The sequence below is a fragment of the Acidicapsa ligni genome (assembly GCF_025685655.1).
GTDB lineage: Bacteria > Acidobacteriota > Terriglobia > Terriglobales > Acidobacteriaceae > Acidicapsa > Acidicapsa ligni.
Map to the genome: position 1 here is coordinate 664,235 of NZ_JAGSYG010000003.1, position 16,367 is coordinate 680,601.

The 16,367-nt window shown below is 54.0% G+C and carries 8 protein-coding genes; 4 read left to right on the forward strand and 4 right to left on the reverse strand.

All coding sequences use genetic code 11. The features are described from left to right. Window positions 1-97: 97 nt before the first annotated feature. The 3 genes from OHL19_RS13080 to OHL19_RS13090 form a co-directional block, all read right to left on the reverse strand. Entirely contained in the window at window positions 98-3,781 is a 3,684-nt protein-coding gene (locus OHL19_RS13080; protein ID WP_263358142.1) for an IPT/TIG domain-containing protein, read from the reverse strand. A gap of 627 nt (window positions 3,782-4,408) precedes the next feature. Next, a complete protein-coding gene (locus OHL19_RS13085) occupies window positions 4,409-4,624 on the reverse strand; it encodes a hypothetical protein (protein ID WP_263358143.1) in 216 nt (71 codons plus the stop codon). A 198-nt stretch (window positions 4,625-4,822) separates the two neighbouring features. Next, complete coding sequence (locus OHL19_RS13090; RefSeq protein WP_263358144.1) at window positions 4,823-7,531, reverse strand: glycoside hydrolase family 9 protein; 2,709 nt, start codon at window positions 7,529-7,531, stop codon at window positions 4,823-4,825. A 546-nt stretch (window positions 7,532-8,077) separates the two neighbouring features. On the opposite strand from OHL19_RS13090, the gene OHL19_RS13095 reads away from it, so the two are divergent. Further along, window positions 8,078-8,674, forward strand: a complete 597-nt coding sequence (locus OHL19_RS13095; RefSeq protein ID WP_263358379.1) for an SDR family NAD(P)-dependent oxidoreductase — start codon at window positions 8,078-8,080, stop codon at window positions 8,672-8,674. 1,169 nt (window positions 8,675-9,843) lie between these two features. Here OHL19_RS13095 and OHL19_RS13100 read toward each other — a convergent pair. Next, window positions 9,844-13,224 carry a TonB-dependent receptor gene (locus OHL19_RS13100; RefSeq protein WP_263358145.1) on the reverse strand — a complete coding sequence of 1,127 codons (3,381 nt, stop codon included), beginning with the start codon at window positions 13,222-13,224 and terminating at the stop codon, window positions 9,844-9,846. Window positions 13,225-13,372: 148 nt separating this feature from the next. Between OHL19_RS13100 and OHL19_RS13105 the strand changes: the two genes are divergently transcribed. The 3 genes from OHL19_RS13105 to OHL19_RS13115 all read left to right on the forward strand — a co-directional run bounded on the left by OHL19_RS13105 (window position 13,373) and on the right by OHL19_RS13115 (window position 16,367). Beyond that, the gene (locus OHL19_RS13105; protein ID WP_263358146.1) at window positions 13,373-13,510 is read left to right on the forward strand and encodes a hypothetical protein; all 138 of its coding nucleotides are present in this window, start codon (window positions 13,373-13,375) and stop codon (window positions 13,508-13,510) included. A 559-nt stretch (window positions 13,511-14,069) separates the two neighbouring features. Then, on the forward strand, window positions 14,070-14,834 hold the full coding sequence (locus OHL19_RS13110) for a helix-turn-helix domain-containing protein (protein WP_263358147.1): 765 nt from the start codon (window positions 14,070-14,072) through the stop codon (window positions 14,832-14,834). Between the two features lie 174 nt (window positions 14,835-15,008). Further along, window positions 15,009-16,367 (forward strand): MFS transporter, encoded by a 1,359-nt coding sequence (locus OHL19_RS13115; protein ID WP_263358148.1) that lies wholly within the window; start codon window positions 15,009-15,011, stop codon window positions 16,365-16,367.

Below are 16,367 nucleotides of genomic sequence, written 5' to 3' on the forward strand. Positions count from 1 at the left end.
ATGCGGAAAATCTTCTTTTGTTACACCATCGTGAAAGCGAGCTGCCCGGCGCGCGAAAACGTGGAGGCCTCCCGTCTTCGCGCGCCGTATGCCGGCTCTACGGCCGCGTTCCCAGCGTGCCGTTTGTCAGCGCCACCGACACCGGAGTCACCACCGGCGCGCCGATCCCGACAAACTCCACCAGCGCGTTGCCCGGCTGCGCAGGGTTGAAACTGGAGTCGTAGCCGTTGCTATCGACATTCAGCACCCACAGATTGCCTGCCCCATCCATGGCCGCGCTCACCCCAATCACCTGGGATTCGAAATCGTCATCCGGATTGAGCGTCACCGTCTCCGCGCTGCTGGTTCCGGTGTAGCCAGCCACCGGGGAGAGTGCCACGCCCATGGTGGTGAACTCATACAGCGTCTGGGTGGAAGTAGGGAAAGTCTGGGCAGTAACGTTCGCCGCGAAGATGTGGCCCTGCCCATCCAGCACCAACTGCGTGCCGCAGCTTATTCCCTTTGGAAGCATGTAAGGAGACGAACCAACCGTGGCGCCGTTGTTGAACTCATACAGCATGGTGCCTGTCGGATCACAGCCGTACACATCCCCAGAGGCATCCGCAACCAGGGTTGTGTTTTTGTATGCGGCAGAGTTGGCGAATGGAGCATAAAGAAGGCTTCCGTCCGAGGTGCTGAGCTGAAAGACTTCGGCGGCGCCATTGGAATCGAAGCCGGTAGCCCACAGGCCCCCATTCAAATCGAAGTTGATCCAGCCCAGTGAAGATGCATACGCGAAGATAGAAAATCCGTTGTTTCCATTCAATACCGCCGTATCGTCGGTACTGATCTGCTGCAGGCCATTTGCGTCTACTAACCATGCAAAGCCGTTGGTATCGATGGCGATGCTGCTGGCACTTGTCCCTGCCTGTAGCGTGGGGAGCAATTGGGTTGGGTCGAGGCTGGGGTTTACCTTCAACACGCCGTCCTGCTCACCGGTCATCCACAAGCTTCCCGTCTGGTCGATCGCGATCGGCCCCAGCCCTTGCGGGTTGGTCGGCTGCGGGTTAAACCCGCCCCAGGTAGACGAGGATGGAGTGGTCGTGTTGAAGATGGTCGCGGGTGTCAGAGGCGAGGGCGCACCCAGGCTGTTGAACTCCGCAAGGATATCGGTTGGTTTGCTGAACCCATCCGTAGGAAAGGCCGCGACCCAGATGTTGCCCTGTGCGTCGATGGCCATGCCTGAATTGGCAACCCACAAAGGATCGCTGTAGGCAGCGTTTCCTACCGGTCCTACCCCCAGGCCCGCCCCGGTAAAGGTTAAAGCCAGTGTCAGGTCGGTAGGCGGCACGGTCTCGCTCGCACCGATATTAGTTGCATACGGCGGAGTCGCCAGCGAAGCAGCCAGGCCCAGCAACGTTGTAACGTTGTTGCCGGGATTCATCGCGATATTCATCGCCGCCTGCAGCGTATCCTTCGGCGTCACCCCACTCGCGCCCGTAGTAGCCGCCGCTCCCAGTAAGCCTCCGCAGCCAGAGTTATTCTCCACGCAGCTTGCCAGCATGTCCGCCAGCGCATTGATGCGCGCAGTCGGCACCGTGCTGTTGTTCACAACATTCGTGTCGCTCGTCAGGCTCTGCGAATAAGCCGGCGTGAAAGCGCGCGCTTGCCCAGTGATCGGATTGACCATGTTGTTAGCCGTGCCGAACGCCGTCATCAGACCCATGTAGTTGCAGGTGGAGGGCCCAGTGGTCAGCCAGCCGCCAGCCGCATTGCACGAGGGCCCAGTTCCAGGCGCGCCCACATCGATGCCTCCCGCTGAATCCATACTGGCGAAAGCCGACAGCGCATAAGCCGAAGCAACCGTGGTGACCTCGTTCACCGTAACCGAGCTGAGAGTGCTAAGTCCGCCGCAAGAGCCCAGCGCCGACATGAGCACAGCACTCGTATTTACAGTGCCGGTGGCAACAAGGTACAGCTGGTCTCCCGGCGCTGATACCGTAGAGCAATCATAGACAGCAGAGAAGTTTCCATTGGCGTCGGTCGCAACCGGGCCACCGATCTTGGTTGGCGATACCCCATAACCAGTCGTTCCCGCCGCATACAACTGCACATTGCCGACCACCGGACTAGCCCCGCTCATCACGGTCCCGCTGATCGCCGTACCCACCGAGAAGATCAGGTTGCCGTTGCTCACCTCGCTGCCGATCGTAACCAGAATCGGCCCCGAAGTAGCACCCACTGGAACCACCGCCGTGATAGAGCTAGCGCCCCAGCTATTGATAGTCGTCGCCGCAGTGCCGTTAAAGCTCACCGTGCTATTGCCCTGCGAAGAACCGAAGTTGCTGCCGCTGATCGTCACCGCCGTCCCCGGAGGACCAGCCGAAGGACTCAGAGCACTCAAAGCAGGAGCAGTACCGGAGTAAGTGAATTGGTCGGCAGCGCTCGTTACGCTCGTCCCATTCGCCGTAGTCACCGTCACATCCACCGCACCCGCGCTCTCCCGCGGAGAAGTAGCAGTAATACTCGTCGCCGAATTCACCGTAAAGCCACTCGCAGCCGTGCCGCCAAAACTAACCCCGCTCACGCCGCTAAAGTTGGTCCCCGTAATCGTCACCGAAGAGCCGCCGATCGTAGGCCCAATCGCCGGAGCAATCGCCGTAACCGTAGGCGCAGGAACGATGTAGCTGAACTGATCCGCCGCGCTGGTCGCGCTCGTCCCACCAGCCGTAGTCACCTTCACATCCACCGTGCCAGTACCCACTGGCGAAGTAGCCGTGATACTGGTCCCCGAGTTCACGATGAAGCTCGCGCCCGCCGCGCCAAAATTGACCGCCGTCGCACCCGTAAAGTTGGTCCCCGTAATCGTCACCGAGGTTCCGCCCGTCGTTGTGCCGCTCGCTGGAGTGATACCCGTAATCGTAGGAATAGCCGCCGAGATCGTGAAAGCCGAGATCGGCGAGATGCCACTGGGCGTTACCACCGTCACATTTGCAGTCCCAGGCGCAGCGATCAGATTCGCCGGAACCATCGCCGTCAACTGCGTCGCGCTCACATATGCCGTCTTCAACGCAGCACCATTCCACTGCACCGTCGCGCCAGCCGCATAATTCGCCCCATTCACCGTCAGCGTAAAGGCCGCCCCACCCGCAATCGCTGTCGTTGGCGCAATGCTCGTAATCGTCGGCGCCGGAACCACGGTCTGAATCGTAAACGCCGCGCTCGCCACACCACTGTTGGTATATCCGGCGGAGGTGGCAATGGCACTCAACGTTGCACTCTGCGCAATCGTCACCGCACCCGAATAAAGCATTGAACTCGTCGTCGGCATCGTCCCGTCAAGCGTGTAATAGATATTCGCCCCAGCCAGCGAATCGCTGATCGTCACCTGCTGCGCGCCCGTAAACGTACCACCCGTCGGGCTGAATGTAGGCGCAGGGGCCGTATTCAGATTGATCACATAACCGGCTGAAGCCACAGCGCTCGGGCTCATGCCCGGCGCTACGGCAATGGCCTGGAGAAATTCCGTCTGAAACACAATCGTCGGCTGGGCGCACTTAGCGGAAGAAGTCGTAGGCGTGGTCCCATCCGTGGTGCAATAAAGGACTGCCGTAGGTGTCGGCGAAGCAACGATCACCGTCTGCGATGCGGTGTAAGTTCCTCCACCCGGACTAAACGTAGGTGCCGTAGTTACTTTGTTCGACGAGGATGAACCACCGCAACCGGCCAACATCAGAACGCCCAGCAAAAGCGTACCCGCAGCCTTCGCCCTAAATCCCGCAATTTCAGTCACAACCTGCACAACGCCTCCAAGAGATAAGCACATTCAATTCCATCAATTGCAATTCAGCTCGCAAACAGACCGGTTCGCGGAAGAGTGCATTCGAGCGGGTAAATATCTTCGTACGCAAACACGCTCGCGTAATGACTTTTGAACAAGCCTTTTCCTAACGGCGCAGTTGGATTTTTGACGGGGCGTTCACAGAAGGAGATTTGGGAAGACTGGTGGGGAGATCAGCACACACGGCGGAATGTAAACACGCTCAGGGGCTTAAGCTCAGTCTTTGACGAACAACTCTATGAATACAATTTGATAGGCACGACAATCGTTACAGACCGGTTAAATATTGAATATTGTTGCCTGCATTCATTTGGCGCCGACCGTTGCGGCATATGTGCCATACACCGCACCGTTTGCGGTTAAATTCGTTTGCTGCTCAAACGACTCAGGTACCTTTGCGATACAGGGCGGCGATCATTGTTCCTGTCGGAGCAAAGCCTCCTTCGCGCAATTGGCGAGTCGAGAACGCCGTCAAAGTCAACGAAAATGCGCTTGCCTACGACCTCAACGGGGATCCAGAGTTCGCGGCGATAGATGGATACGAACTTGTAGGATTTGTCTTCGAAGCTGTGCCATGGAAGATGTTGGTTAGCATGGGGAAATGATAATGCGCTCGAAGCTCGAATCATCGAAGGTAATAGTCGCCGCTTCCTCTGAAGACATCTTGTTATATCGCCATCCGCGGTTGATCGGAAGATGTGTACGCCCCGTTTCTTCGATTGAATGGTGGGCTATCAGTCGTGGCGAAACAGTGGCGACGGTGACCATGGCGCTGCTGGTCTTGAGAGATTTTCTGCGATCCATTGCGATCTATCTTGACTCTTGGGATTTGGCACAACAAACGTCGATGACTCCGTAAAATCGTACATTGTGGAAGGGCGTATATATTGCACCCCATATACACACCCCTACGACTGGTAAGGCTCTGTATTGCCCATTTCAAAGAGCTTCATTGCTGCATCGGTGCATTTGTGCATGGTCAAAGAGAACCGACCTCCAATCCTACCTTGACTCTTTAGTGATGGCGTCTGCTGCATTGCCAGCTACAACCCAACTGGCTGAACCTGCCACGACGGCTTCATCCTCAAACCACAGAAAACCGAAGTCATCGATACATTCCGGAAAGTCCGGCTTGATGATGATGTATCCCGGAATTACAGCACCCGGAATGTAAGCATTATCGGCACGATTGTTGCTGTATGTCTTCGTCTTCGAAACCGTACCTACGCCTGCCACATACGAGGTGCTGGATACGGGATGCGTGCCCAAAATGTAATTTACGGCACGCATTGTGTAGTCGCCGCTCACAAGATCCGGAAACGCCAGGTGCAGGAAATACATCCGGATAGCCATGTCAACCACGGCTCCCGATCCTCCCCAGGTGCCCAGGCTCGGGGGCACGCCAAACGGTGTCGCGACTAACTGCTTATCCAGATCCGCCATATATACCTTCACCGCTTCCCGCAATTGATCCTTCTCACTCGCGTCCAGGTAAGGCAATGCTCGGACCGCCGTCCACCCACGGAAGCCCATCTGCTCCGGCATGATCATCTGGGGAAACAGTTCCTTCAGGCGAGCTTTATAGGGCTCCGCGCCGTGGGTTGCGATCGTCAATTCGAGAGCCGCAGCCCAGTCTTGTCCCACTCCAAACCCGCCACGGCCAGAGCCTGCCGGGGGAGCTGTTTGGGTACTTGCCGCGGCAGAACTTGCGGGAGCACCCGAACCGCCCTGCGCCTTGTGAATGCCTTGCACGCCAGACACAACCCCCTGCGATGCAGCCAGCACACCACCACCCGGAGCACCTGCCGGAGCCGCTCCACCTAAGCCACCCGCTGTCGGATTTTGCGTCGGATGAGCCTTCTCCTCGTTCCATGCTTTGATCGCGGTCTCAAGACAGTCTTTCGCCATAGCATCGTCCCAGCCTTTCAAGGTATCGGCCGCGGCGGCAAGGGATGCGATTGCGTTCCATTGGAAAAACGGGTTATTGGAGGAGAAGATCCAGCGGTCATCCGGCTTGCCTGAGTAGTCCCCCTTCGCTTCGTCAAGACCGAGCTTCGGATCATAAATGCGGCCGTCAGTTTTGGAAGCTCCATCTCCCAGATGCGTATACTGGCGCAAATCCGGTTCATGCGTGCCGCGTATCGCGTGCCCGATATTGTGAAACTGCGCCAGGATAAGAAGTGCACCGTGCTTGACCTGCTGCACAGTATCCGGCACGCCATCGGGACGATGCATCTCGACCTCGCGTGTAGCTTCGTTCACCGTGAGCTCATCGTAGTTGAGATGGAATGTGCGATATGCCAGGGCCAGATTCTGAATCACGCTGAGTTGCGCAGGCTCCTCAAGATCGAAGTCTCCCGCGTCATACCAACCACCTACATTAATCCCGGGAATATGATCACCGCCTTTATACTTTCCATCCGTTGCGGTAGCCTGATTCCACCCATCGAATTGCTCGCCTACAACAGGCGCGAGACGGCCATCATCAAGATGGGAAGCACCGTGCCAAACACGGTAGCCTTCGCGAACCGAGACGTGATCCATCTGCTCTGCAATGTGATGATCAAGACTGTCCTGCCAGATATTCGCGTAAGCGTCCTTTGCGATGGGAAAAGGGGCGGTACGCTGATCTGCATATTCAATTACATACAGGCCGGAATCCTTGACAGAAGTGAAATCGAATTTCGAATAGACATAGCGCAGCCAAGGGGTCGAAGGCGTGATCGGGCCTTCGAACACCTGCTTATAAGACCCGTCTTCCATGAGGCGTAGTACTTTTGCTGTCTTCGGGCCGCTGTACTTCGGATCGAGTTCAAGTACAGCTACCTTGGACAGGTCCGGCGCATAACCAACCTGGCTGTGTGCGATCATCGGCGGCCGCGTCCAGTTCGGAATCACGTCAGGCCGAATATGCCAGACGATAGCACCTGTGGTCTTGCCGGCAGGAATCAGCGAACGCAGCACAAACCATCCATTTTGCGCGCGGTCTCTTCCATCGAAGAGCATGAGATCAGCCGTATCTGACTGAACGTTGACCCGGGCCAGCGTGTCGTCCACTCCCAAGGTAATACTCTTACCTTGCGCGAACGGCAACGGCTGCGTGTATCCCTTGGCCTTATCCCAGTCCTCCAGGTAGTAAGCCTTTTTCGGTTCATCGGACAACGGCAACACCTTCACCATCGAATCGTTCGGCGTACGCGGAAAGATACCGGCTTTCGTTCCGTCCACCAGGTAAGCCTTACCCATGTAGATGGAGGGTAGAAACTCCAGATTGAACCCCGCACGCCCAGCCAGCTTCTCAGGAAGTGGCTTGTCGAGGTTGATGCTGACCTTCACGCCACCTAGCTCCGCTGTCACTTCAAGGGTGTAGCTGAGATTAAAGGTCGGAAAAGCGAGATCGGCAGTGAGCCGGTTGTTTGCCTTATCTGCCTGGCGATTTTTGAGCGTCGCCACTAAATCCCACTGCTCGGGCGTTGGCATCAGGCGCACGTCGCCATTGGTGGCAATGCGTGCCCCATGAAGAATCATCTCCATCGCTGTGTTCTTCTGATCGACGAAGACGGGATGGTAGGTGCTGTCGTAAAGGAATACGCTAAACCCTTGTGTTTCGAGATAATTTTTATCGGTCACCCGCATGGAAAAATCAGCGCCGAATAGGCTTGGGCCAGAGATCAGTGCTAAGAGAAAACACAATCGAATTCGAATGTTCATAGGCGGATCACGCTGCTCCTTTACTTCTGCCAAACACGATAGACATTCTGTTGGGCTGGCATCTTTCCTGCCGCATGGATTGTTAGATCGATTGCGAGTTAATCTTCGGGCGCAGAATAGCTGATCTGACTACACCAACCGCGAAGCGATCGAAGATTCATTGCAAGTTCACCTCATACGAAGCTTTCCAGCCAGTGTGCAAACACTCCCCGCTGACGAATGCTCGGGAAGCATCAGCCTTATCGTTAGCGCCACATATCTTTGCCCACTTTCGCAGAGATATCCCAATGAACAACGAGATGCAGAAACTCGATCTCAGTAAACGTTGCAAATTCCTTGCTGCCGCAAAACACAACAAGAGTACCTCAAGTCGGGGAGAAATTGCTTCTCTACGTAAAGCGATTTATTTGCTTGTCTTTTTTCTATTTGCATCTGTATAGTCGTTTATTTTTTGGAGGCGATCTCGCTCTTCCGTCGTTAATTTTCAGTTTTTGAAAGATAAGCGTCTCGGGCGGCTGGGGAGCATCGCCTGGCGCGCCAACATGTATCACCAATCGGAATAATCAAGAAGCGAACCTTACCAGAGATTTCGAAAAGTTGGACATCGTCTTTGCCAATGCCGGAATTACAGGTAGAACGCCCATCGGCGCAACGGACGAAGCAGTATTTGAGAATGTCATCCACATCAACCTGAATGGCGCTTTCTTCACTGTCAACTCCGCCGCTCCTCTGTTGAACGACAATGCCAGTATCATTTTCAACGGATCGGTCCACAACTATCTAGGGCAGGCCGGCGTAGCTGCCTATGCGACCACGAAGGGCGGGGTGGTGGCGATGGCGCGTGCAATCGCTGCCGACCTCGCCCCGCGCAACATTCGCGTCAATGTAGTCGCACCCGGCGCGACCAAAACTCCCATCTGGAAGCGCGGAGCTCGCGCTTCAATATCGGCCGAACAGTCCGCCAAGGTGGATGATTTGTTCTCCTCAATGGTTCCGCTGGGCCGATGGGCTGAACCGGAAGATGTCGCAAAGGCAGTCCTTTTCCTGGCTTCTGAGGATTCCTCGTACATCAATGCCGTCGAGTTGATGGTTGATGGAGGGCTAACGGGTGCGCCTTTTGGAGCTCCGCTTCTTCGCGGTTGATCGCACAGAGTCAGTAAATCGCGCGAAGGGAATACCATCCATATACCAAAATCTCTGGCTGCAGGCAGACGCACTTGAATGCGCAAAGACGGTTAAAACGCTAAATAGTTGATTTTATTGGAAAGTAGGTAATGAACGTGGAAGCGTATGAATTCGCTGGGGCACGTATGGGAGGTGTATTGGTAGCGCTAACGCCTACCAAATTCCCTTCCAGTCCCTCTGACTCTACGAGGTTTACAACTTGCCACATCAAATGGTTCCCCACCCGATTCCCCAGATGCAACGGGTTCGAAGGTTCCGCTGGTCCGAAACAGTCTCTGGAAATCCAGAAGCCCACTTCGAATCCCTGTAATTCTCCTTCAGTTCCGTACCCTGGCCTGCAGAACCGAGGAAGGGAGCGACCAAATTGTCGCGATGTGGCGCTTGCATAGTAGGAATCGAAGCGACCGCACGCAGGGTACATCCGCGCCCGGGCTCATCTGCGAACGGGTTGGCAAGGAACCGCTCTGCCGTCAGTTCCGGACGGTTCAGATAACCACGCGCCACCACGGCACCATCGATGTAAAGCTCCCGGCGGCGTTGATGGCTCCCCAGATGTCTTGCAGTTCGTATTGGTAGATCGCAACGTCGAGGACCTCCGTTAGCTCGCGAGATTAGAGGCGGGGCCTTTGGGGAGCAAATAAGCTTACGATAGTGCCGGTAACTCTGCGGAAAAACTTTTGGAAATTTTGAAAAGAGCTAGACAGTCAGGTAGTAACTGAAAGCCGAGAGATGAAGAGAGCTTATCCATTCAACAAAGGACTAAGTATCTAATTGACGAACTTTGCAGCAAACATCCTGGTTTGCGACGTTCCACCTAGTCTGAAGGAAGTTTCGCGTTCTATCAGCACCAATCGTTCACGGCAACAATCCTTGGCATCGCCGAGCTAGATCGATGCCACGCTCATTAACTTCAAGTTAAAACCTAAGTCCGATGCGGCTTCACTTTTATAGCTTCAACGTACTGAACCAGTTACAGCGAATGCTGTACTATACTTCAGACCGACCAGCGACGGACCTTATATCTACTGGCTGACTATGATGGCAAAAAAGAAGTGCTATTATTCCGCCATCATAGTCAGTTATAAAATCGCAAGATAGTTCATGGGTGGAGGCCTGTTAACCACGCCCTAAAAACGATAGGAGGTGGAGAATTGAATTTGTCGAGGCGAAGTCGCCGTAGCCGAGATTTGACCAAATGTCGTACTAGAAATGTTCGCTACGGGCGCGGCATAGCTGGCGATGTTAAGCGCATTGAAGAAATCAGTGCGAAATTGGAGCTTATGCGCTTCCCAGATGGTGAAGTCCTTGGAAACAGAGAGGTCTATCTGAGTGAAGCGCGGTCCCCGCTCTGTACCGACACGCGCGGTGCCGAGTTGATTTGGAAGCTCCGGCCCATACGCGCAAGATCCATCGAACGCCCCGGATGTTCCCGTACACGGTCTTGCTGATGAATCCGTTCCGAACCAGTTCTTGATTGAATGATTGACGACATGCAGCGGAAGATACTGATCCGCGCGTGCCGTCTCCGCGTTTAAGTTGGCGTTATTGTTACTCGTAATCGTGATGGGAAACCCTGAATACGCAATCACAACGCCAGAAGTCTTCCAGCCTCCGGCAACGCTGTCCAGCAGCCTGTTCCACTGAGTTCCAAACTTGCGTCCGCGGCCAAAGGGCAGATCGTACACGGCAGTTGCTGTAAAGTTCTGACGTGTATCGTAAGCTGCCGGGCCGTAATCAGCTATCAAGTTGTACGCGTTCTGGGCAGACACGCTGTTCGCATCTACACCAGCTAAGCCCTGAATTCCCACCGCGTCGGTCATCGTTTTTGACCAAGTGTAGTTGATCGAATACTCAAGCCCCTGACTTAGGCGATTCTTGAGTACAACCTGAAGTGCGTTGTAATTAAAGACGGCTTCGGACAAAATGACGCTCAGGTAGCCCGTTTGTCCAATCAAATTATAGAACGGTGCATTTGAGCAACTAGCCGTGCAGGGAGAGGGCCACTGGTTGAAGTTCTCCCAGTTGAGTAAGTGCTGTCCAATCTGGCCCACATAACCAGCCTGCAACGAACTGGTGTGATTCAATTCAAATTGGGCGCTCAGGTTGTACTGCTGCACGAATGCAGGGCGGATATTCGGAGCCCAGATGTTGTACTGCGTGTTCTTCGTCAAGCTGCCGCCGGTCGATACCATAAAGCCATTTTCGACTCGAATAGGAGAGCCGCCTGATGTCCGATTCGGCGTCGAAGTTGTCTCTGAAAACTGGGCTTCAAATGGGGGATTCTGCGTAAATCGCGTCCCTACGCCACCGCCCTCAAGGTTATCGGTGATGCCATAGCCCATGCGAACGACAAGCCGTGGCAACGCCTGCCAGGACGCGCCTAAGCGCGGCATAACAGCAGTGTAGTTGGCGTTATAAAGCGCCCGGCTGTTGCCATTCTGCCCGGCAAGTTCCACTCCTGCAGGACCGAGGGACGGGTTAGACAGATTTACCGAGACTTGTCGATTGTGAACTTCGTAGGTCGGCTGGTCATACGCGTACCGCACACCAAGGTTAATGGTCAGATTATGGCGCAGCTTCCAATCGTCTTGCACATAGTACGCATCGCGCCACTGGCGCTCGCCAAACAGTCCTGTCACTCCTCCTACTCCGGCCGAGACTCCCTCGTCCAGGACGAAATCCGCGAACGGAAAGCCCGCCGACGGCGCTCCATTCGAGGTTGGATTCGATGTGAATTGGCCGGAATAACTGAAATTTCCCAACGCTCCGTTATTTCCGGGCACCGCATAGTTTTGCTGGTAGCGGACAAACTGCAGACCAAACTTGGTAACGTGATTTCCATGTTCCCAAATAATGTCGTCTCCGTATTCGATCGTGTTATCGACGATCGTATCCGAGACCGCGGAGGAGCCAATGTTAGTAGCATCGCTCCCAGAAAATTTCATCAAGCTGAAGCCTTCATAAGGCTGGTTCTCATAAGGGATGCCAACAACACTATCTCCCATCTTTCCAAATAAGCCGGTACTATCCTGCGTCGCCCCGGAAGCTAGTCCATTTACACGCATATATCCTGCGCGAAACTCATTCACGAAAGACTGACCGAAAGTATGAACTTCGTTCAGCACCAAACTTTGAAATGGAAAAACGCTCGTCTGCGGAAATGTGATCGCTAGAACAGGATGAGCGGTCGTGGAGACGGCCTGGTCCTGTGAGAACCGTACCATCAGCGAGTCCTTAGGGCCAATCGCATAATCGCCCCGAAGGTCTCCTTGATCATTCGTATAGGCTGTCTTGGAGTAGCCGATATAGTCGTTCTGCGTCAGACCATCCAAAGGAGTGTTGTTCGGCAAGGGATAAATCTCGGGATGCGCGAAAAGAAAGGTAGCTACAGGATTGGTAATTGGAATCTGATTGTTGGCGTAAGGAGTAAATCCGTCTTGCGTGTTGTACAGTTGAATCTTTTTGACGCTGAGAAGCTGAGAGAGGTCTCCAGTTCGCATCTGTGAGGTCGGAACGCTAGCGGTAGCAGCACCACCGGAGTGATAACGAAATCCCTCATAGTCGGCGAAGAGGAAGAGCTTATTTTTAATGACGGGACCTCCAAAGGTCGCGCCGAATTGATTTTGCGTATAGCTGCTCTTGGGAATCTGCGAGATATTGTTTGCCAGGGAGTTCGCGTCAAGCGAATCATTTCTAAGAAAATTGTAGACACTTCCGTGGAACGAATTGCTCCCGCCCTTGGTCACCAAAATGACCTCGCCACCGCTCGCATTTCCATACTCTGCGTCCGCGTTGCCCGTGATAACACGAATCTCCTGTGTTGCGGCAGGCGCCAGATTGTAGGATATGCGGTTATCGATACTCTGGTTGATCTCCACACCATCCTGAATGTAGCTGTTGCTTTGTCCACGATTCCCATTGAACTGCGGCGTATCGAAAGCCGACGCCGTTGGGAAGTTGGCGATGTATCCCGTCATATAGCTGAGGCTGGTTGTAACTGCCCCTGGAACGAAAAGTGTAAGCGCGGAGAAGTTGAGGCCGTTGTTGGGCAGGTTATTTAGCTCATTGAAGCTGAGAGTGGCGCCCAATGTGGGGCTTTGGGTTTCCAGTACAGGAGTCGCATCGGAGCTTACATTGACGTTGTTCGATGCACCCTGAACCTTCAGCGCGGCATTGAAATCCACAATCTTATCGATCCCCAGATCGAACGGACCGACCTGGAAGTCTGAAAATCCAGATGACGATATCTCCAGCTTATAGCTGCCAATCGGTAGAAACTGGATGGTGTAAAACCCAGAATGGTCGCTATGCGTAGCTGTGGATATGCCCGTATTTACATTGGTGATCTTGACGGCAGCGCCTTGAACGACTGCCCCGCTTGATTCTGTAACTGTGCCGCGTACAGATCCTGTGATGGTTTGGCCATCGACAGGATGCGCGTCATACATCAAGATGGCGAGAATTAAGAAACAAAAGATCCGGGTAGTTAAACTTATGAAGCCTTTCATGGCATCTCCTAAATTGTAGTTGAGCTTTTTGCAGGGTTCTGATGGTTGAATGTGTGATTACCAGGCAGGGATCTTGCCAGCTCTCGTCGCGATCAATATCGTTGTTGTCCTTTGATTACGTGGCAAAAGCGCCATGGCGAGTGGTTGGATGCGACAGCATATGCTGATCCCTGAAAAGATGCTGGAAGCACCCGCCGGAGTGAAGCGTTGGCTCGTCGCCACCACGCCCGGATCGGTCACAGCGCGCAACGGTTTCTGCGAAGGCTGCCGTAGTGCAGTTCCATAAAACGTGGGCTGCAAGGGAATATGGAGAAGCTGAGAATGAGCCTATTCAGCAAAATAGATTTCACAGTACAGTTGATCCTCATATCTAAGGCGGGATACGTGGCTTGTTGGCCAAGGCAGTCGCCCAGAGATTGTCAATTCATGAAGTTGTAGGCAAGCGCTCGGGAATGAGACAGGTCTCCCGGTACCTGGGTGAAGACCCTCGCAAACTCGAAGCCTAGTCAACTCGATCAACGAAATCAGAATAAGGCGCAGGGAATCGGAACCGGCAATATTCAGGGCCTACTTCGAGCCCTTCTCGCGCGCCAGTTGAGCGAAATCCGACAATCGCAATCTCGGAGATGGCGAGGAAATGTGTACATATTCAAGAATTCAGGACGGTTAGCTCCATCCTGAGCAGCGATGGATTGTTACTGGCATGTTCATTAACAACGTATAAATGAACCCTGATTACACTGAAACCGAGGGGTGTAGCGATGGGTGTGAGCAAGTTCGTATGCTGTCCCGAATCTGGATTACGCGTCCAACTTTTTCATCACGAAGAAGCCATTACCTTTCCAATGCACGCCCACGACGAGATGGCAATCGTGATCGGTACCGAAGGAATCCTCGAGTCCACGCAGTTTTCATGCCGAGAGCTTCTTCACGAAGATCAGGTCTTGTTCACCAATGCCAAGATCCCACACGCGAGCCGGTATTACATCGAGAACAAGCCGACCCGGGGAGTTACGATCGAATTTCATCCGGCAGTGCTGCATCGCCTTGGATACCCTCGCTCATCTCCCTATCCTCGCTCAGTGTTTATGGGCAAGCTCAACATGCCCAGGGTTGGTCAATTGGCCCGCATGATCGAGGATGAGATGCTCAAGTCGGACCAGAGCAGCCTGCTGATGGCCACAGCTCTTGCCCGCCAGATTATTTCTCTCGTACTGCGCGAATGGCCTCAATCGCTGATTCGCAGGCAGGATGCCAACGACCATAGATATCTTCCCAGGCACGAACTGGTGCGGTCGATCGAGATCATGAGTTCCATGTCCCCACATGATTTCAGAGTGCCCTTCCTGGCTGGTCAGGTGAATCGAAGCACATCTACATTTTCTCGATTATTTACACATTCGACGGGCATCAGCCCTCACAAATCCTATAGCAACCTTCTTCTTGGACAGGCCGCGGATCTGCTGCTGAACACAGACCGTCAGATTAAAGAAATCGCCCTGGACCTCGGTTTCCGCAACTTCAGTCACTTCTCGAATGTCTTCCGACAACGGTGGAAGATGACCCCGACCGAGTTCCGGGAGAAATCTTGCCTGCCTGACTATTTCTAACGAATCGAGCACATGTTCCTGGTTCAGAACCGAGCCCGGGTGCGAAGACCTGGCCACAAAGAGCATAAGGAGATCTACAGACAAGACGATTGATGTGGGAAATGCGGGTCGAAGTGATAGGCATATCGGGCCGTGCGCAAGCAAAGAAATTCCTTTAGGAGCGAAGGAAACGATATGGCCACTTCGATCAACTTCCGGCAGGCTGACTTCTCCGAGATGGACAATGCAGGCATCACGAAAGTGCATTGGAAGATCGTGCTCATTTCGGGTGTTGGTTTCTTTACCGACGCATATGATCTGTTCATCATCGGCATCGTCATGGTGCTGCTCAAGCCGATGTGGCATATCGGTAAACTGGAAGAAGGCCTGGTTGAGTCCACAGCCCTGTTAGCCTCGGCGATAGGAGCTCTACTTTTTGGTCGCATCGCGGATATAGTCGGCCGCAAGAGGATCTATGGGGTCGAGATGCTGGTCCTTGCGGCAGGCGCGGCAGCTTGCGCACTATCCCCCAACATTTGGTGGCTCATCGGGTTTCGGTTCATTCTCGGAATTGGCATTGGTGGCGACTACCCTGTCTCCGCCACGATCATAAGCGAATATGCCGGAAAAGCTCATCGAGGCATGCTGATCACGCTCGTCTTTGCTATGCAAGCCGCTGGCCTGATCTTCGGTCCGCTGCTTGCCGCGGCCTTACTCACCACTCATCTCTCATATAACGTCGTCTGGCGTATTCTGATCTCTATCGGTGCTTTGCCTGCTCTCGCGGTATATCGTGCACGCAGACATCTCAAAGAAACCCCACGCTTCCTCGAAGCTGCCGGACTGCACGGGTTGGAATACGTTGATACAAAGAGCTACTCCACCAGGAAGAGCAACTCCACAATATTCTGGGATGGCTTTCAGCACCTCGCAGGCAGCAAGAGACTCCTTTCTCAATTGATCGGCGCCAGCGCAGCTTGGTTTCTGGTGGACTTTGCCTACTATGGCAACACCGTCTCAAGCCCACTCGTGCTTTCCGGTCTTGGCGGCGACCACACCATCCTGCAAAGGACGCTGATCCAATTCGGCATCTTTGTCGTTTTTGCAGTACCGGGCTATGCGGCCGCAGTCTTCACGATGGACAAGTTGGGCCGCAAAACGATCCAGAGTCTTGGTTTCGGCATGATGGCAGTGACCTTTGGCCTGCTCGCTATCATTCCAGGAATTGAGAAGCGGACATACCCCTTCCTCATGATCTACGGCTTTAGCTATTTCTTTACCAAGTTCGGTCCGAATGCCACTGTTTTCGTGTATCCCGCGGAGATTTTCCCTGTAAGAGTTCGAACCACTGGACACGGCATCGCTGCGGCCATAGGCAAGATTGGTGCCTTTGCCGGCGTTTTTACTTTCCCGTTCTTAATGCATAGTCATGGTCTGCCTCTAGTAGAAGGCACAGCAGCCATCGTGTGCGGGCTGGGACTGGTTGTCACCATCTTTTTTCTACCCGAAACCAGAGGTAAGAGCCTCGAAGAACTCTCGGAACAGTCCTATTGA

Coding starts and splice junctions, on each gene's coding strand:
- OHL19_RS13085 (WP_263358143.1), bottom strand. CDS start 4,624: ATGGATCGCAGAAAATCTCTCAAGACCAGCAGCGCCATGGTCACCGTC.
- OHL19_RS13090 (WP_263358144.1), bottom strand. CDS start 7,531: ATGAACATTCGAATTCGATTGTGTTTTCTCTTAGCACTGATCTCTGGC.
- OHL19_RS13100 (WP_263358145.1), bottom strand. CDS start 13,224: ATGAAAGGCTTCATAAGTTTAACTACCCGGATCTTTTGTTTCTTAATT.
- OHL19_RS13105 (WP_263358146.1), top strand. CDS start 13,373: ATGCGACAGCATATGCTGATCCCTGAAAAGATGCTGGAAGCACCCGCC.
- OHL19_RS13110 (WP_263358147.1), top strand. CDS start 14,070: ATGCACGCCCACGACGAGATGGCAATCGTGATCGGTACCGAAGGAATC.
- OHL19_RS13115 (WP_263358148.1), top strand. CDS start 15,009: ATGGCCACTTCGATCAACTTCCGGCAGGCTGACTTCTCCGAGATGGAC.